The following is a 17481-nucleotide window of genomic DNA, read 5'->3' on the forward strand; positions in this document are numbered from 1 at the left end:
CCGCACGACCTAGACGTCGATGCGGTCGCGGTCGAGGCCCTGCCCGGCGATGATGAAGTCTTTGCGGGGGGCGACCTCGTTGCCCATGAGCAGCTCGAACATGCGCGATGACGCCTCGGCGTCGCTCACGCGCACGCGCCGGAGGGTGCGGTGGGCCCGGCTCATGGTCGTGTCGGCGAGCTGATCGGCATCCATCTCGCCGAGGCCCTTGTAGCGCTGGATCGGATCCTGGTAGCGCTTTCCCGCCTTCTTGAGCGCCGCGAGCACGCCCTGCAGCTCGTTCTCGCTGTAGGTGTAGATGGTCTCGTTGGGCTTCGAGCCGGGGTTCATGACGACGACGCGGTGCAGCGGCGGCACGGCGGCGAACACCCGGCCCTCGTCGATCATGGGCCTCATGTAGCGGAAGAACAGCGTGAGCAGCAGGGTGCGGATGTGCGCGCCATCGACGTCGGCGTCGCTCATGATGATGACCTTGCCGTAGCGCGCCTGCTCGAGGTCGAAGCTGCGCCCCGAGCCCGCGCCGATGACTTGGATGATCGAGGCGCACTCGGCGTTGCTGAGCATGTCGCTCACCGAGGCCTTCTGCACGTTGAGGATTTTGCCGCGGATGGGCAGCAGGGCCTGGAACTCGCTGTCGCGGGCGAGCTTCGCGGTGCCGAGGGCGCTGTCGCCCTCGACGATGAACAGCTCGCTGCTCGCGACGTCGTTCGACCGGCAGTCGACGAGCTTCGCCGGCAGCGCCGAGCTCTCGAGTGCGTTCTTGCGCCGCTGAGTCTCTTTGTGGGCGCGCGCCGAGATGCGGCTCTTCATCTCGGCGACGACCTTGTCGAGCACGAGCGCCGTCTGCGCCTTGTCGTCGCGCTTGCTCGAGGCGAAGCGCTCGGCGAGGCCGCGGGCGATGACGTTCGCAGCGATCGCGCGCACGGCCGGCGTGCCGAGGATCTCCTTCGTCTGCCCCTCGAACTGCGGCTCGGGCAGGCGCACCGTGAGCACGGCGGTGAGACCCGCGAGCACGTCGTCCTTCTCGAGCTTGTCGGTGCCGGCCTTCAGGCGGCGCGCGTTCTTCTCGACCTCGGCGCGCAGGAACTTGAGCAGGCCCTGCTCGAAGCCGAGCTGGTGGCTGCCGCCCTTGGGCGTCGCGATGATGTTGACGTACGAGCGGAAGGTCGTGTCGTACCCGGTCCCCCAGCGCAACGCGATGTCGACGACGCACTCGCGCTCGACCTCGGTCGGCACCATGTGTCCGTTCGCCTGCAGCACGGGAACGGTCTCGGTGAAGGTGCCGCTGCCCGTGATGCGCCAGGTGTCGGTGAGCGGGGCATCCGGCGCCAGGAACTCGGCGTACTCGCTGATGCCGCCGTCGAACCGGAAGGCCTCGGTGACCGGTGCCTCGCCGCGCTCGTCGGTGAGCTCGAGCGTGATTCCCGGCACGAGGAAGGCCGTCTGCCGCAGCCGGCCGATGAGCTCGTCGGTGAGGAAGCTCGCGCCCTTCGTGAAGATCTGCGGGTCGGCCCAGTAGCGGATGCGCGTGCCCGTGACGCCCTTGGCCACCTTCCCGATCGTGCGCAACTCGCTGCCCGAGACGAACGGTGTGAACGGCGCGTCGGGGCTGGGGCCTTCGGGGCCATCGGCGAACACGCCGGGCTCACCGCGGTGGAACGACATCGCCCACGTCGCGCCATCGCGGTCGACCTCGACATCGAGACGCGCGCTGAGCGCGTTCACGACGGAGGCACCGACGCCGTGCAGGCCGCCCGACGCGGCGTAGGACCCACCGCCGAACTTGCCGCCGGCGTGCAGCTTGGTGAACACGACCTCGACGCCGCTCAGCCCCGTCTTGGGCTCGATGTCGACGGGGATTCCGCGCGCGCGGTCGCGCACCTCGACGCTGCCATCGGGGTGCAGCCGCAGGTCGATCTGGGTGCCGTGGCCACCGAGCGCCTCATCGACCGAGTTGTCGATGATCTCCCACAGGCAGTGCATGAGGCCGCGCGAATCGGTCGAGCCGATGTACATGCCGGGGCGCTTGCGCACCGCTTCGAGGCCCTCGAGGACGGAGAGATGGCGGGCGGAGTAGTCGGAGCTGGGCACGGCATTCATCGTAAGCGGGCTCGCCGACGCTGCCGGGTTCCCACTCCGCGGGACGGCCGGCTCCGAACAACCGGTACGACCTCGGCCTACGCGTTCAGCGAAATCGGGGCGTATTGACACGAGACCGTCGCATGCGTGTGGTGCAATAAGGGCACTGAGAGATTCGCGACGCCACCGGAGAGTGAGGGGCACCCCATGACGCAGATCACCACCGAGAACCCGACCGTCGCGACCGCGCCGCTCACCGCCCTCGACCGCTGCGACAGCTGCGGCGCCCAGGCCTACGTTCGGGCGACCCTTGCGACCGGCGAACTGCTGTTCTGCGCCCACCACGCGGCGCGCTTCAAGGAGAGCCTCGCGAGCACGGCCCTGGCCTGGCACGACGAATCGAGCCGCCTGCTCGATGAGCGCGGCGCCTGAGCCGCCCGGCGTTCGTCGTATCGCGCGCCTCTCGGCCCGCGCCCTCGACGATGCGCTGACCGCGCTGCTCGCGACCGACGACGCGATCGTCGACCTGCGGGCCGACGGCTACGGCCACGGCGCCGACGAGATCGAGCGACGCGCCCGCGCGCGCGGGATTGACCGCTTCGTGCGCGATGGCGATGACGGCTCCCCCGACGGCGCGAACGATCACCGGATGCTGGCCTACGGGCTGCATCCGCACCAGCAGCCCGTGCTGAGGCTTGAGGGCGAGGTCGTGGCCGTGAAGCACGTGCCCGCGGGCACCGCGGTCTCGTACGGCTACCAGTACCGCACGAGCACGGAGGCGACGCTCGCGCTCGTCGGCCTCGGCTATGCCGACGGCGTGCCGCGCCTCGCCTCGAGCCGCGCGCCCGTGCGTGTCGGCGACACGACCGGTATCGTCGCCGGCCGCATCGCGATGGATCAGCTCGTCGTCGATCTGGGGCCGGAAGCGGCCGCGGTCGGCGACACGGCCGTGCTGTGGCACGACGCCGCGTCGCTCGCGGCCTGGAGCACGGCGACCGAGCGCCCGGCCGAGGCGCTGCTCGCCGGGCTCGGGCGCCGCATTCGCCGGCAATGGGTCGAGGCATGACCGCCGTCGCCGTCATCGACCGCGCGGCGTTCGCCCGCAATGTGCGGCGTCTCGTCGAGCGCGCCGCACCCGCCGAGGTCATGCTCGCGATCAAGGCCGACGCCTATGGGCACGGCATGCTCGACCTCGCCCCCGTCGCGCTCGCCGCCGGTGCCCGCTCGCTCGCCGTGCTCGAGATCCCGGCCGCGCTCGCGTTGCGCGAGGCCGGTATCGACTGCCGACTCTTCGCCTGGCTGCATGGCACGGGCAGCGACTTCGCCGCGGCGATCGCCGCGGGCATCGACCTCGGTGTCTCGGCGCCGTGGCAGCTCGACGCCATCGCCTCGGCCGCCAGCACGGCACGTCCCGCCCGCGTGCACCTCAAGATCGACACCGGGCTGCGGCGCAACGGCGCGCTGCCCGAGCAGTGGCCCGCGCTCGTGCGGCAGGCTCGCGAACTCGCCGAGACCGGCCGCATCGTCATCGACGGCATCTGGTCACACCTCGCCGACGCCTCGGTCGAGGCCGACGACGCCGCGATCGCCGTGTTCGAGGCCGCCATCGCGACCGCCGAGGCGCTCGGCGTCTCGCCGCCCCTCCGGCACCTCGCCGCGAGCTCGGCGGGCTGGCGCGAGCCGCGCGCGCGGTTCGATCTCGTGCGCTTCGGCATCGCCGCCTACGGCGTCTCGCCCTTCGACGACCGTTCGGGGCTCGATCTCGGCCTCGAGGCCGTCATGACCCTGCGCACGACGGTGATGGATGCCGCCGCGCCGAGCGGGCGGTCCTGGATCGCGGCGGGCTACGCCGACGGCGTGCCGGCGGCGGCGCAGGGGGCCGAGGTGTCGATCGACGGCCATCGGTGCGCGGTCGAGGCCGTCGAGGTGGATCGCACGCTCGTCGTCTCGCCCCCCTCGGTCGAACCCGGCGCTGTCGTCACCGTCTTCGGCGAACCGGCGGCGGGCGTGCCGAGCGCCGAGGATTGGGCGCGCTGGAGCCGCACGATCGGCGATGAGATCCTCACCGGAGTTCCTGCCCGGGTACCGCGCAGCGCGGTCGGCTAGCGCGGACGAGCGAGCGCGGTCGGGCTAGACGGCGACGCCGGGGCGGCCGAGGCGCTCGGCGATCGCCGCGCGGGCGCGACGAGCACGCTCGTCGACTTGGGCGATGCGATCGTCGGCCTCGGGCAGTCCCCGCCCGTGGCGGGCCAGCGCGGCGACGAGCAGCTCGTCGGCGAGGAACGGGTTCATGGGCAGTACGGGCCCGCCGAGGTGGGTGCCGATGAGGGCGCCGAGCCGCACGCCCTCACCGCGGTCGGCGCCATCGGCCGTGCCGGTGTTACCCGGGCCGCGATCGAGCACCGTGAGCGGATCCGCGTCGTGCACGTCGACCGACACCCCGTGGTTGACGAAGCCCGCGAGCCGGCCGTCGGCCCGCGGAACGCCGAGCGCTTCACCGACCGCCCGCGAGCGGGCATCCCGCACCGTGATCGGCAGCAGGCCGAGCCCCTCGTGCGGGCGACCCTCAAGATCGACGATGCGCTGCGCGAACAGGTGCATGCCCGCTCCGATGGCGATCATCGGCACGCCGGTTGCCGCCCACTCGCGCAGCAGCGGTCCGTGCTCGCGAGCGTCGGGCAGCACGGCATCACGCGCCGAACGCGCGCCGCTGCCCACGTGCACGAGATCGGCAGAGTCGGGCAGGGAATCTCCGGGCGCGACGTCGACGATCGTGACCGACACCCCGCGCCATTCGAGTCGACGACGCAGAGCGAGCACGTTGCCGCGGTCGCCGTTGAGCCCGAGCTCGGTCGGGTAGAGGTGCACGATGCGCAGCTCGGTCATGCGCCGCCCTCCAGGTCGAGGTAGCCCATGCGCAGGCGCAGCTCCATCATGAGCTCGTAGTTGATGACGGCGACCTTGGGGCCGTCGCTCGGCTCGGGAAGGGCGAGGAAGGCGTCGACCGCGGCAGGGAACTCTTCGATGACCGCCCCCACCTCGATGCCCTCGTAGGCGAGCCGCGTGGCCCACTGCCAGGCCTTCGTCCCCGTCACGATGTCGACGTGGTCGAGCGTCGAGAGGTCGGTGTCGTAGATCCACGAGGGGTCGGGCGTGCCCTCGTCGACGGCGACCATGACGCGCTGCGGCACGCGGCCGAGCGCGTCGAGGTTGAGCTGCAGGCTCGGCGGGTTCTTCATCATCACGAGCTCGATCTGCTGCCCTCGAGCGTCGAGGATTTCGCCGCGCCCGTAGACCGTGTCGAGGCCCGCGAAGGCCGATTCGGCGGTCGCGCGGTCGAATTGGGCGCCGAGGAGGCTGCGGGCGGTCGCGAGCGCAGCCGCGGCGTCGACGGCGTAGTGCAGTCCGCGAGCAGGCAGGGCGATGGATGCGCGCTCGCCCCCGACCGCGATCGACGCCATCGTGCCCTCCACCTGCAGCACGACGACCGAGGCCTCGGGCAGCGCCGGCCGTTCGGGGCTCGCGCCCGTCGGGGTCGCGCGCGGTGCCGCGGCGACGCCGTGGGGACTCGCTGCGAGCGCCTCGGGCGCGACGTCGAAGACGACGACCTCTTGGTCGGCGCGCGACTCGCGCCCGAGCGCGGCCGTGTTGAGGTCGGCCGCGTTCACGATGACGCGACGACGCGCGGCGTCGCGGATGCGCTCGAGCATGCCGTACACCCGGTCGGGCTCGTGGAACCGGTTGAGCTGGTCGATCTGCAGGTTGAGCAGCAGGAGGTCGGTGGGCGCGAGGCGGTCGGCGAGGCCCACCCCGTACGCCTCATCGACCTCGAGGACGGCGATGTCGTCGCGCACCCGCCCGTCGAGCGGCACCGAGGCGAGCAGAGCCGACGCGATGCCCTGCGGCAGATTGGCCCCGCTCGGGTTGGTGAAGACCCGCATGCCGTGGGCGCGCAGCACGCCGACGAGCATGTTCGTCGTCGTCGACTTGCCGTTCGAGCCCGTGACGAAGACGACGCCGAGCGGCAGCCCGCCGAGCGCGTGCTCGAGGAATCGCGGGGCGATGCGCAGGGCGATGTTGCCCGGGATCGCCGAGCCGCCGCCGCGCAGGCGGGCGACGACGCGCACGGCCCGCCCGACGAGCACTGCCAGCCGGATGCGCACGGGGTCGGCCTACTCGAGGTAGTCGCGCAGCGCCTGCGAGCGCGAGGGGTGCCGCAGCTTGGCCATCGTCTTCGACTCGATCTGGCGGATGCGCTCGCGCGTGACCCCGAAGGTGTCGCCGATCTGATCGAGCGTCTTCGGCATGCCGTCGCCGAGGCCGAAGCGCATGCGGATGACGCCGGCCTCGCGCTCGGAGAGCGAATCGAGCAGGCTCTCGAGCTGCTTCTGCAGCATCGTGAAGCCCACGGCGTCGGCCGGAACGACGGCCTCGGTGTCTTCGATGAGGTCGCCGAACTCGCTGTCACCGTCTTCGCCGAGCGGCGTGTGCAGCGAAATCGGCTCGCGGCCGTACTTCTGCACCTCGATGACCTTCTCGGGGGTCATGTCGAGCTCGCGGCTCAGCTCTTCCGGCGTGGGCTCGCGCCCGAGGTCCTGCAGCATCTGACGCTGCACGCGGGCGAGCTTGTTGATGACCTCGACCATGTGCACGGGAATGCGGATGGTGCGGGCCTGGTCGGCCATGGCGCGCGTGATCGCCTGACGGATCCACCACGTGGCATACGTCGAGAACTTGAAGCCCTTGGTGTAGTCGAACTTCTCGACCGCGCGGATGAGACCGAGGTTGCCCTCTTGAATCAGGTCGAGGAACTGCATGCCGCGGCCGGTGTAGCGCTTGGCGAGCGAGACCACGAGACGCAGGTTGGCGCCGAGCAGGTGGTTCTTCGCGCGCTGGCCGTCGCGGGCGACCCAGGAGAGGTCACGACCGAGGGCCGAGCGCTTCTCCTTCTCGGTCATCGTCGAGAGCTTCTCCTCGGCGAAGAGGCCCGCCTCGATGCGCATGGCGAGCTCGACCTCCTCCGCGGCGTTGAGCAGCGGGACCTTGCCGATCTGCTTCAGGTAGTCCTTGACCGGGTCAGCCGTCGCGCCCGTGATGGTCGAGGAGTAGACGGGAACCTCGTCGTCGTCATCGGTGTTCGAGATGACGATCGCGCCCGTCGGCAGGTCGCCCGCCGATCCCGTGTCCTTCTCGTCGTCGTCATCATCGCCGGTGTCGTCGGCGTCGGCATCAGCGTCCTCGACCACCACCACGACCTCGGGGTCGATCTCGCCCTCGGCGACGACGGCCTCGACATCGGGCTCGACGGCATCGAGGTCGACCTCGACCTCATCATCACCCTCGGCCGCGGCACCCGCGGGTGAGGCCGCCTTCTTCGCCGCCGCGCGCTTGGTGGCAGCGGGAGCTGCGGCGGCAGGAGCCTTCGCGGCCGCCTTCGCGGGCGCGGCCTTCGCTGCGGGAGCCTTCGCGGCCGCAGTCTTCGCGGTCGTGGTCTTGGCGGGCGCTGCCTTCGTGGCCGTGGTCTTGGCGGCCGTGGTCTTGGCGGCTGCAGTCTTCGCGGTCGTGGTCTTCGACGCCGGGGCCGTCGCGCCGGCGGTCGTCGCCGCGGGCTCGGCGGTCGTGCTGGTGGTCGCTCGGGCAGCCATGGGGCCCCTCTTTTCGCGTTCTGCGGGCAGTACAACGACCCATGTCAAGTCGCTGCGGCGCGCCGACCCGCGGAAGCGGAGTGCGCGCCCGGCGTCCGACCGGGTCGTGAACCTTCATTATCGCACACCGGGCCGGGGGTCACGACCAATGCTCGACGTCGCCCCGTCCCTCGCGGCGCCCGCGCCACCGTCGCACGATCGCGAGCCAGAGCGGACCGACGGCGATGCCCTCCTCCTCCTGCAGCCGACGGCGGGTGCGGCGTCGCGCGATGAGCATGAGGCCGACGACGAGGCCCACGACCGGGCCCTGCACGGCGAGCGCGAGTCGCCAGCGCTCCCAGGCGTAGAGCTGCTCGGTCGACGCGCCCGGGCTCTGCAGGTCGAGCAGCACGCCGACGAGCAGCACCACGATCATCCAGAACGGCGGGATGCCCGGCCACAGCAGCACGATCGTCCAGGCGAGGGCCATGGTGCCGACGATGCCGAGCACGAGGTTCGAACGCCGGAAGGGGAAGCGCGCCGACAGCAGGCCGATGATCGGCCCCGCGATCGCGGCCACCACGACCATGAAGCCGATCATGCCGGCGGCCACCGCGGGCCCGTAGCCGAGGCCAATCGACAGCATCGGGAACCCCCACAGCAGTGCGAGCATCGCTCCGCTCGACTGCGTCGCGGCGTGCGCCCAGAATCCGAGGCGTGTGCCCGGGTGGCGGATGCTCGCCCGCAGGCTGCTGAGCGCCGATGCGAGCGAGGCCGAACGGTCGGGCGGTGCTCCGGCCGGAGCATCCCGCACGGTGACGAGCACCGCCGCCGCGACGACGACCGAGAGCGAGGCCGCGGAGGCGAAGGCCGCCGTCCAGCCGCTCAGCTGCAGCACGGCCGCGAAGGGGATGGCCGAGAGCAACTGCCCGCTCTGCCCGAGCGTGCCGACCCACTGCGAGAGCTGCGGCAGGCGGCCAGGCGAGAACCACGCGCCCAGCAAGCGCAGCACCGAGATGAAGGTCATGGCATCGCCGGCACCGACGAGCACGCGCCCGATGATCGCGATGACGAGGTCGTCGGCGACCGCGACCGCGAGCTGCCCTGCCGCCATCGTGAGGGCGCCCGTGAGGATGAGCACGCGCGGGCCGAAGCGGTCGACGAGCACGCCGACGGGAATCTGCAGCAGCGCGTAGACGAGCAGCTGCAGCACAGCGAGGCTCGAGAGCGCGGTCGCGTCGACGAGGAAGCGCTCCGTGGCCGCGACACCCGCCACGCCCATGCTCGATCGCTGCAGGACGCCGATGATGTAGGCCAGCATCGCCACGAGCAGCACGGCCCAGGCGCGACGCGAATCCACGCCGCCAGCCTAGGTCGCGCGGTGCGCCCGCCTGACCGGCCTAGCGCGGGTCGTCGTCGTCGGTGGCCTGCCGGAAGGCGAGGAACTTCTCGAGCTCGGCCGCGATCGAGTCGGCGCTCGGCAGCTCGCCGTCCTCATCGGTCAGCGGCGAGCGCAGCGGGTTGTCCTCCATATAGCTGTCGTGGCGCTCTTCGAGCGTTCCCACGAGGCGGGCGAGCTCGCTGTTGCCCTCGACCTGGCCCTCGATCTTCGCGAGGAACTCGCGCCCGTCCGACCGCAGCCGGTCGGTGGGGAACAGCAGCCCGGTCGCCGCGGTGATGCTCTCGAGGGCGGTGACCGCGGCGGACGGGAACTCGGTGTCGGCCAGGTAATGCGGCACGAGCAGCACGAAGCCCGCGATCGGGTGCTCCGATTCGGTGAGTCGGTACTCGAGCAGGTGCAGCACGTTGCCGGGCACCTGCGTGGTCGGGCGCCACACCGAGAGCGACTCGATCAGGTCCTCGCGCGTGCCGCTCACGGTGACGCCGATCGGCCGGGTGTGTGGAACCGGCATTGGGATGGCGTGCACCCACGTGGTGCTCGCGACGCTGTAGCGCCCGATGATGCCGATCACGGCGTCGACGAAGCGCTCCCACTGGAAGTCGGGCTCGTAGCCCGTGAGCAGGAGGAACGGCGCGCCGAGGTCGTCCTGCGCGAGCCGCAGGGCGAGCTGCGGGCGCCGGTAGGCCGTGATGCGGGTCTCCTCGAAGACCATGATCGGGCGTCGGGCGCGATAGTCGAGCAGTTCGTCGTTGTCGAAGACGATGACGTCGCGGTGCTCGAGCTCGTCGAGCAGGTACTCGGAGACCTGGGCGACGGCCCCGCCCGAGTCGACGAATCCGGTGAGGCCGACGACGAGCGGCAGATCGCGCGGCACCTCGTCCTCCGTCAGCACGACGGAGTAGAGATCAGCCGGATTCCGCATACCTCCATGGTAGGTCGCGGCGACCCCGCGACCCGGCCGCGCGGGGCGCGCTGAGAGCGAACAGCGCCCCCGATCCGCCCTGGGGCGGCCCGTGCGGAGCAGCCCGGCGGCGCGGCTAGCCTGGACCGCATGGCCTCCCCCGCGCTCTCCGTGTCGACCCGCCCGCCCACCGAGCTGGACGGCGACGCGCTCGTTGTCGGCATCGCCCCGGCGGCCGAGGACGGCATCGCGGTCGTCGGCATCGAGTCCGGTCCGCTCGCGACGCTCGCCGGGGGGCTCCGGATGCTCGGGCTCACGGGCGCCATCGACGAGACGGCCCGCATCCCCGCGCCCGAGGGTGTCGCCGCCGCGAGCATCCTCGTCATCGGACTCGGCCGCGCTCCCCTCACGCCCGAGAGCCTGCGCAGCGCGGCGGGCACCGCCGCGCGCTCGCTCGGCTCGGCCGCCCGCATCGCGTTCGCCCTGCCGACGAGCTCGCCCGCCGACGTGCAGGCGGTGCTCGAGGGCGCCGCGATGGGCGGCTACCGCTTCACGGCGTACCGATCGACGGAGTCGAGCGCGGGCACGACCGCAATCGAGCTCGCGACCACCGTGGCGGGCGCCGAGGCGGCTGCCATCGCCGCGAGCGCGACCGCGAGCGCTGTCGCCCTCGTGCGCGATCTCGTCAACACGCCCCCGAACGACCTCTACCCGGCGAGCTTCGTCGAGCGGGCCCGTGAGGCCGCGGCCGACCTGCCGGTCGAGTTCGAGGAGTGGGGACCCGACGAGCTCGCCGCGGGCGGCTTCGGGGGCATCCTCGGCGTCGGCCAGGGCTCGTCCCGTCCGCCGCGCCTGCTCGCCGTGCGCTACCGCCGAGCGAGCGACGACACCCACCTCGCGATCGTCGGCAAAGGCATCACGTTCGACTCGGGTGGGCTCTCGCTCAAGCCCGCCGCCGCGATGGTCGGCATGAAGTACGACATGACGGGAGCCGCGACGGCGCTCGCAGCCGTGCTCGCCGCCGCTCGGCTCGAGCTGCCCGTGCGGCTCACCGCATGGCTCTGCCTCGCCGAGAACATGCCCTCGTCGACCGCCATGCGCCCCAACGACGTGCTCACCATCCGCGGCGGCACGACCGTCGAGGTGCTCAACACCGACGCCGAGGGCCGCCTCGTCATGGCGGACGGCCTCGTCGCCGCCAGCGAGGAGCGACCCGATGCGATCGTCGACGTCGCGACCCTGACGGGCGCGGCCCGCGTCGCGCTCGGCGAGCGGTATGCGGGCCTCATGGGCGACGACGCCCTCGTCGAGCAGGTGCGCGCCGCCGCCGCCGACACGGGCGAGCTCGTCTGGCCCATGCCGCTGCCCGCCGAGCTGCGTCCGCTGCTCAAGAGCGATGTCGCCGACATCGCCAACGCCAAGCCGGGCAGCACGGCGGCGGGAATGCTGCTGGCGGGCGTGTTCCTGCGCGAGTTCGTCGGGCGCACCGGCGACGAGGCCGATGCGCCGCGCATCACGTGGGCCCACCTCGACATCGCGGGGCCGGCCAACAATCCCGCGGCACCGTTCGGCTACACCCCCAAGGGACCGTCGGGCGTGACCGTGCGGCTGCTCGTCCGGCTCGCCGAGCGCCTCTCGGCCAAGTAGTAGGCTCGACGACGGGCACGTGACCGTCGTGCCGCACATCGGGTCGACCCGCCACCTCGATCGTCGACCCCCGCACGACAATCCTTCGCGGATAAAGGAGTCTCTGCCGGTGTCGGACCAGAATTTTGACCTCGTCATCCTCGGTGCCGGAAGCGGCGGCTACGCCGCTGCGCTGCGCGCCAGCCAGCTCGGAATGAGCGTCGGGCTCATCGAGAAGTCGAAAGTGGGCGGCACCTGCCTGCACGTCGGCTGCATCCCGACCAAGGCGCTGCTGCACGCCGCCGAGGTCGCCGACGCCGCACGCGACGCCGCGAAGTTCGGCGTCAAGGCGACGCTCGAGGGAATCGACGTTCCCGCGGTCATCCAGTACCGCGAGGGAATCATCGCGAGCAAGTACAAGGGCCTGCAGGGCCTCATCAAGGCGCGCGGCATCACGATGATCGAGGGCGAAGGACGCCTCACCTCCCCCACGACCGTGCAGGTCGGCGACAGCACGATCACCGGCAAGAACGTCATCCTCGCCACGGGCTCGTACTCGCGCACGCTGCCGGGCCTCGAGATCGGCGGCCGCGTCATCACCTCCGAGCAGGCGCTGCAGCTCGACTTCGTGCCGAAGAAGGTCGCGGTGCTCGGCGGCGGCGTCATCGGCGTCGAGTTCTCGAGCGTCTGGCGCTCGTGGGGCTCCGAGGTGCACATCATCGAGGCGCTCCCCCACCTCGTGCCGATGGAGGAGGAGTCGATCTCGAAGCAGTTCGAGCGCGCCTACCGCAAGCGCGGCATCGAGTTCACGCTCGGCGTGCGCTTCCAGAGCGTCACCCAGAACGACCAGGGCGTCGTCGTCACGCTCGAGAACGGCGCGACGATCGAGGCCGACCTTCTGCTCGTCGCCGTGGGCCGCGGTCCCGCGACGGCCGGACTCGGTTTCGAGGAGGTCGGCGTGGCGATGGATCGCGGATTCGTGCTCACGAACGAGCGGCTCGAGACGAGCATCCCGGGCCTCTACGCCGTCGGCGACATCGTGCCGGGCCTGCAGCTCGCGCACCGCGGCTTCCAGCACGGCATCTTCGTCGCCGAGGAGCTCGCGGGCCTCAACCCGATCGTCATCAGCGACGTCAACATCCCGAAGGTCACGTACAGCGAGCCCGAGGTCGCCTCGGTCGGTCTGAGCGAGGCCAAGGCGAAAGAGCAGTACGGCGATGCGGCCGTCGCGAGCTACGAGTACAACCTCGCCGGCAACGGCAAGAGCCACATTCTCGAGACGGCCGGATCGATCAAGGTCGTGCGCGTCGTCGACGGCCCCGTGGTCGGCGTGCACATGATCGGCGCCCGCGTTGGCGAGCTCATCGGCGAGGCGCAGCTGGCCGTGAACTGGGATGCGCACCCCGAAGATGTGGCACCGCTGCTGCACGCCCACCCGACGCAGAACGAGGCCCTCGGCGAGGCCTTCCTCGCGCTCGCGGGCAAGCCGCTGCACGCGATGTGAGCCCCGCCAGACCACCGCAACTAGGCTGAAGAAACATTGAAGGCTTCGAAGGAGCACTACTGATGAGCGAATCCGTCAACCTCCCGGCGCTCGGTGAGAGCGTCACCGAGGGAACGGTCACCCGATGGCTGAAGAACGTGGGAGACCGGGTCGAGGTCGACGAGCCGCTGCTCGAGGTCTCGACCGACAAGGTCGACACCGAGATCCCCTCGCCCATCGCGGGCGTCGTCGAGGAGATCCTCGTGGCCGAGGACGAGACCGTCGAGGTCGGCACGCCGCTCGTGCGCATCGGTGACGGTGCGGGCGGAGGCGCGGCCCCCGCCGCTCCCGCCGCTGAGCCCGTGGCTGCGCCGGAGCCGGTCGCCGCCCCCGAGCCGGTTGCTGCTCCCGAGCCCGTCGCTGCACCGGAGCCCGTGGCCGCGCCCGAGCCGGTTGCCGCCCCGGAGCCCGTTGCCGCCCCGGAGCCCGTCGCCGCTCCCGCTCCGGCCGCGGCGCCGGCACCCGCTGCTGCGCCGGCGCCGGTGGTCGCGCCAGCACCCGCCGCCGCGCCTGCGGCCGCGACGGCCAACGCCGCCGCGTACATCACGCCGATCGTGCGCAAGCTCGCCGCCGAGCACGGCGTGGACCTCGCTCGCGTGACGGGCACCGGCGTGGGCGGTCGCATCCGAAAGCAAGACGTCATCGCCGCGGCCGGTTCCGCACCGAGAACCGCCGCGCCGTCGACCCCTCGTGCCGAGCTCGAGGTCTCGCCGCTGCGCGGCACGACGGCAGCCATGTCGCGCCTGCGTAAGGTCATCGCCGAGCGGGCCGTCATCTCGATGCAGTCGACCGCCCAGCTCACGACCGTCGTCGAGGTCGATGTCACGAAGGTCGCGGCGCTGCGGACGGCGGTCAAGGCCGACTTCGAGAAGGCGACCGGCACGAAGCTGTCGTTCCTGCCCTTCTTCGCGAAGGCCGCGACCGAGGCGCTGCGGGCATTCCCGATCATCAATGCCACGGTCGATGGCGACTCGATCGTCTACCCCGACACCGAGAACCTCTCGATCGCGGTCGACACTGAGCGCGGCCTGCTCACCCCGGTCATCCGCAACGCCGGCGACCTCAGCATCGCCGACCTCGCCCGCGAGATCGCCGACCTGGCCGCGCGCACGCGCGACAACCAGCTCAAGCCCGACGAGCTCGCAGGGGGCACCTTCACGCTCACCAACACCGGCTCGCGCGGGGCTCTCTTCGACACGCCGGTCGTCTTCCTGCCGCAGGTCGCCATCCTCGGCACCGGCATCGTGAGCAAGAAGCCCGCGGTCATCCAGGTTGACGGCTCGGACGTCATCGCCGTGCGCTCGATGGTCTACTTCGCCCTGTCGTACGACCACCGCATTGTCGACGGCGCCGACGCCGCGCGCTTCCTCAGCGCGGTCAAGGCGCGCCTCGAGGAGGCCGACTTCGACGGCGACCTCGGCATCTAACCGCGCACGTCGCGCAGACGCCATCCGGCCTCGCTCCTCACGATGAGGAGCGAGGCCGTCGTCGTCGTGCCCTCAACGAGGTCGACGAGCACCGCGCCGCCCATGCGCTCCACCACGACGACCTCGCCCCGGCGATCGCTCCAGCGCTGCAGCAGTTCGTGACGCTCGTCGTCGACCGCGATGAGCAGCTCGGCTGCCGACCCCGCGTGCACCACCTCGGCTCCGCATGCGCCGCCCGTGGACGCGGTCGCTCGGCATGCGGCCCAGCGGTCGACGAGCACCTCGACGATGCCCTGCCACTCCTCCGGTGCCGGGTCCGGTGCGAGTTCAGGGACCGCAGGGTCGGCTAGGGGCGCAGTGTCGACAGGAGCCGCAGGGTCGACAGGGGCCGCAGGGCCGCCGGGCGCCGGCGCGGCAACGGGCTCGCTCGTCGGACCGATCGCCCCTGCGTCACTCTCCGCCACCGTTCCCTCGCCTCCGGGCTCGTCGCCGGGCCCGCCGGAGGGCCCGCCTCCGAGCCCGCCCACCACGATTGCGAGCACGACGGCCGCGGCCCCGGCAGCGCCCGCGATCGCGAACCGGGGGCGCACGGGTGCTCGGTCGACGACACCGGCCGCGCGACCGCGCAGCGCCCTCCCGAGCGCCAGCGCGCGATCGGCACCGCGGGCCACGGGGTCGACGACGGTCGACGGGAGTCCGAGCTCGCGCAGCGTGCTGAGCAGCACGGCGACCAGACGAGGCCGTACGGTCTCGCCGGCGAGGGCAGCCGACCGCGCCGGCGCGGCGACCGGGGCTGCGGGCAGCGCCGGGGATGCTGCCGTCACTGAGGGCGCAAGCAGATCGCCGACCGCGGCGCCCTGGTCGACGGCCGCCGCGCGCAGGGGCTGCGGGTCGGCCAGGTCGAAGAGCGCGTGGGCGAGCGGTGTGCCGCGCTCGGGCGCGCGCAGCGCGGCGAGCAGCGCCGGGCGATCCGACTCGACGACCGCCGCCGCGACGGCGGCCCCGAGCCGCTCGAGCGCCGCGCGGTCGGCGAGGTGCGCCGCATCGGCGGCGCGGAACCGTTCCGGCAGCGCGGGCCCGCTCCGGGCATCCTGAACCCGAACGATCACCGCGGCGCCGCTCGCCCGGAGGCGCACCGCCGTGGGGTCGAGACCGAGCCCCGTGAGTCCGACCCCGTGCGCGCACTCGACGGCCGTCGCGAGGGGCGCGAGCAGGGTGACGGCCTCGCCGAGCGAGAGCCCCCCGCGCCGCGCCCCGAGCACGTCGACGAGCCGTGGCCCCGGCACCTGCTCGAGCAGCAGCACGAACCGCCCATCGGGCAGGGTTGCGAGATCGCGCAGGGAGACCGCGTGAGCGCGCAGGGCCGGGTCGCCCACCGCGATGGCGTCGTGCACCGCGAGCTCGGCGTCGATCACCTCGTCGGGCGTCGTCGCCGCGAGCACGCGGGCCACGAACGGTGCGCCATCGGCGTGCACGAGCGCCGTCAGCGCGCGCTCGTCTCGGCTGAGCACCCGCACGACGCGATAGCCGACGAGCTCGTGCGGCACCGACTGCGCGACGGGGTGGGCGCGCGCATCAGGGCGCGGCGAGTCGGGGTCGGGGGCGTCAACGGCGGGCACCTCGCGATGATGCGCCGGGCCTCGCCCTGGCCTCGACGTGCCGGGCGTCGTCGGGGACGATCGGCTCTCGGCGAACGGCGGGGAGGAGCCGAGCGCGGGCCCTATCCTGGTATGCATGGCCCGCACCTCCTCCGCTCAAAAGCCCCCGAAAGAACCCGGTCGCATGAAGCAGATGTGGCAGGTGTTCCAGATGACGCGGCGGATGGACCCGCTCGCCGTCTGGATCATGCTGCTGGTGTTCCTGCTGCCGATCCTCGCGGCCGTGCTGCTGGCGGTGTTCGCGACGCCGGGCGATGTGCTCGCCGGCATCCTGTGGGTCGTCACGGGGGTGCTCCTCGGCATCCTGCTCGTGCTCATCGTGCTCGGGCGTCGCGCTGAGCGCGTGGCGTACCGTCAGATCTCCGGCCAGCCCGGCGCTGTCGGCGCGGTGCTGAAGTCGTCGCTGCGGCGAGCATGGCAGGCAAGCGAGATGCCCGTCACCGTGAGTCCCAAGACGCAGGATGCCGTCTACCGGGCGATCGGCAAGCCCGGTGTCGTCATCATCGGTGAGGGGCCGGCTTCGCGCACCCGCCGCATGATGGAGGACGAGCGCCGGAACGTGAACCGCATTGTGCCCAACGTGCCGGTGCACCTCCTGCACGTGGGCCCCGATGTCGAGAGCGTCAAGCTCGAGAACCTCGCCCGCACCCTCAACAAGCTCAAGCGGTCGATCACGAAGGCCGAGGTCTACGCGGTCAGCAATCGACTCACCTCGCTCAGCAAGTCGAGCACGCTCCCGATCCCCAAGGGCATCGACCCGCTCAAGGCGCGCGCTCCCAAGCCGCGCTGAGGCTGCTGCGCCGCTAGCGGCGCAGCAGCACCGTGCCCGCGGCGCGATCGTGCAGCCCGCGCTGGTTCTCGTCGAACAGCAGCGCGGGGATCACGAGCGCGATCAGGAGCGCGCGCACGATCGGGCGCCAGACGCCGAGCATTCCGCCCGCCATCGGCACGACGCGCATCCCGAGCACCGCGTGACCGATGCTCGCGTTGATCACGACCGTGAACAGCGCCTGCAGGCCGACGAAGAGCAGCAGGGTCACGAGCGAGTCGTACGCGAAGAACGCGGCCGAGAGCGCTACGGCGATGCCCCAGTCGATCGCGAGGGCGCCGAACCGGCGCCCGAGGCGAGCCACCGAGCGCGGGCCGGTCTCGGGAAGCCCGAGGCGCTGGCCGGGCCAGTCGGGCGGGGTCGATGCGGGGATCGCGGTCACCCCCTCAGCC

At 72.0% G+C, this 17481-nt stretch carries 15 protein-coding genes; 7 read left to right on the forward strand and 8 right to left on the reverse strand.

The features are described 5' to 3' along the window. Positions 1-9 precede the first annotated feature (9 nt). On the reverse strand, positions 10-2091 hold the full coding sequence (locus NNL39_RS12295) for a DNA gyrase/topoisomerase IV subunit B (protein WP_255159561.1): 2082 nt from the start codon (positions 2089-2091) through the stop codon (positions 10-12). Between the two features lie 195 nt (positions 2092-2286). Between NNL39_RS12295 and NNL39_RS12300 the strand changes: the two genes are divergently transcribed. The 3 genes from NNL39_RS12300 to NNL39_RS12310 are packed head-to-tail and all read left to right on the forward strand — an operon-like array spanning position 2287 to position 4185. Next, positions 2287-2511 carry a DUF7455 domain-containing protein gene (locus NNL39_RS12300; protein WP_255159562.1) on the forward strand — a complete coding sequence of 75 codons (225 nt, stop codon included), beginning with the start codon at positions 2287-2289 and terminating at the stop codon, positions 2509-2511. Further along, entirely contained in the window at positions 2495-3145 is a 651-nt protein-coding gene (locus NNL39_RS12305; protein ID WP_255159563.1) for an alanine racemase, read from the forward strand. Before NNL39_RS12300 ends, NNL39_RS12305 begins: the two co-directional genes overlap by 17 nt. Next, complete coding sequence (locus tag NNL39_RS12310) at positions 3142-4185, forward strand: alanine racemase (RefSeq protein WP_255159564.1); 1044 nt, start codon at positions 3142-3144, stop codon at positions 4183-4185. The genes NNL39_RS12305 and NNL39_RS12310 overlap by 4 nt, the downstream gene beginning before the upstream one ends. A gap of 24 nt (positions 4186-4209) precedes the next feature. Here NNL39_RS12310 and NNL39_RS12315 read toward each other — a convergent pair whose 3' ends face one another. The 5 genes from NNL39_RS12315 to NNL39_RS12335 form a co-directional block, all read right to left on the reverse strand. Beyond that, positions 4210-4965, reverse strand: a complete 756-nt coding sequence (locus tag NNL39_RS12315) for a type 1 glutamine amidotransferase (protein WP_255159565.1) — start codon at positions 4963-4965, stop codon at positions 4210-4212. After that, complete coding sequence (locus tag NNL39_RS12320) at positions 4962-6242, reverse strand: MurT ligase domain-containing protein (RefSeq protein ID WP_255159566.1); 1281 nt, start codon at positions 6240-6242, stop codon at positions 4962-4964. Before NNL39_RS12320 ends, NNL39_RS12315 begins: the two co-directional genes overlap by 4 nt. Before the next feature lie 9 nt (positions 6243-6251). Further along, a complete protein-coding gene (locus tag NNL39_RS12325) occupies positions 6252-7724 on the reverse strand; it encodes an RNA polymerase sigma factor (RefSeq protein WP_255159567.1) in 1473 nt (490 codons plus the stop codon). A gap of 139 nt (positions 7725-7863) precedes the next feature. Next, positions 7864-9063 carry an MFS transporter gene (locus NNL39_RS12330; RefSeq protein WP_255159568.1) on the reverse strand — a complete coding sequence of 400 codons (1200 nt, stop codon included), beginning with the start codon at positions 9061-9063 and terminating at the stop codon, positions 7864-7866. Between the two features lie 40 nt (positions 9064-9103). Then, the gene (locus NNL39_RS12335; protein ID WP_255159569.1) at positions 9104-10027 is read right to left on the reverse strand and encodes a proteasome assembly chaperone family protein; all 924 of its coding nucleotides are present in this window, start codon (positions 10025-10027) and stop codon (positions 9104-9106) included. Between the two features lie 129 nt (positions 10028-10156). Here NNL39_RS12335 and NNL39_RS12340 point away from each other — a divergent pair, with 129 nt between their 5' ends. The 3 genes from NNL39_RS12340 (at position 10157) to sucB (ending at position 14602) form a co-directional block, all read left to right on the forward strand. Continuing rightward, a complete protein-coding gene (locus NNL39_RS12340) occupies positions 10157-11653 on the forward strand; it encodes a leucyl aminopeptidase (RefSeq protein WP_255159570.1) in 1497 nt (498 codons plus the stop codon). 109 nt (positions 11654-11762) lie between these two features. Beyond that, a complete protein-coding gene (lpdA, locus tag NNL39_RS12345; protein ID WP_255159571.1) occupies positions 11763-13136 on the forward strand; it encodes a dihydrolipoyl dehydrogenase in 1374 nt (457 codons plus the stop codon). A gap of 62 nt (positions 13137-13198) precedes the next feature. Next, positions 13199-14602 carry a 2-oxoglutarate dehydrogenase, E2 component, dihydrolipoamide succinyltransferase gene (gene sucB, locus NNL39_RS12350; protein WP_255159572.1) on the forward strand — a complete coding sequence of 468 codons (1404 nt, stop codon included), beginning with the start codon at positions 13199-13201 and terminating at the stop codon, positions 14600-14602. Here sucB and NNL39_RS12355 read toward each other — a convergent pair. Beyond that, positions 14599-16221 carry a hypothetical protein gene (locus tag NNL39_RS12355; protein ID WP_255159573.1) on the reverse strand — a complete coding sequence of 541 codons (1623 nt, stop codon included), beginning with the start codon at positions 16219-16221 and terminating at the stop codon, positions 14599-14601. The two genes, sucB and NNL39_RS12355, sit on opposite strands and share 4 nt — an antisense overlap. Positions 16222-16336: 115 nt before the next feature. Between NNL39_RS12355 and NNL39_RS12360 the strand changes: the two genes are divergently transcribed. After that, positions 16337-17050, forward strand: a complete 714-nt coding sequence (locus NNL39_RS12360; protein WP_255159574.1) for a DUF4191 domain-containing protein — start codon at positions 16337-16339, stop codon at positions 17048-17050. Positions 17051-17063: 13 nt separating this feature from the next. Here NNL39_RS12360 and NNL39_RS12365 read toward each other — a convergent pair whose 3' ends face one another. After that, positions 17064-17471, reverse strand: coding sequence for an RDD family protein (locus NNL39_RS12365; RefSeq protein ID WP_255159575.1), 408 nt, complete (start codon positions 17469-17471; stop codon positions 17064-17066). Positions 17472-17481: the final 10 nt, after the last annotated feature.

The organism is Microcella humidisoli (assembly GCF_024362325.1).
Lineage (GTDB): Bacteria > Actinomycetota > Actinomycetes > Actinomycetales > Microbacteriaceae > Microcella > Microcella humidisoli.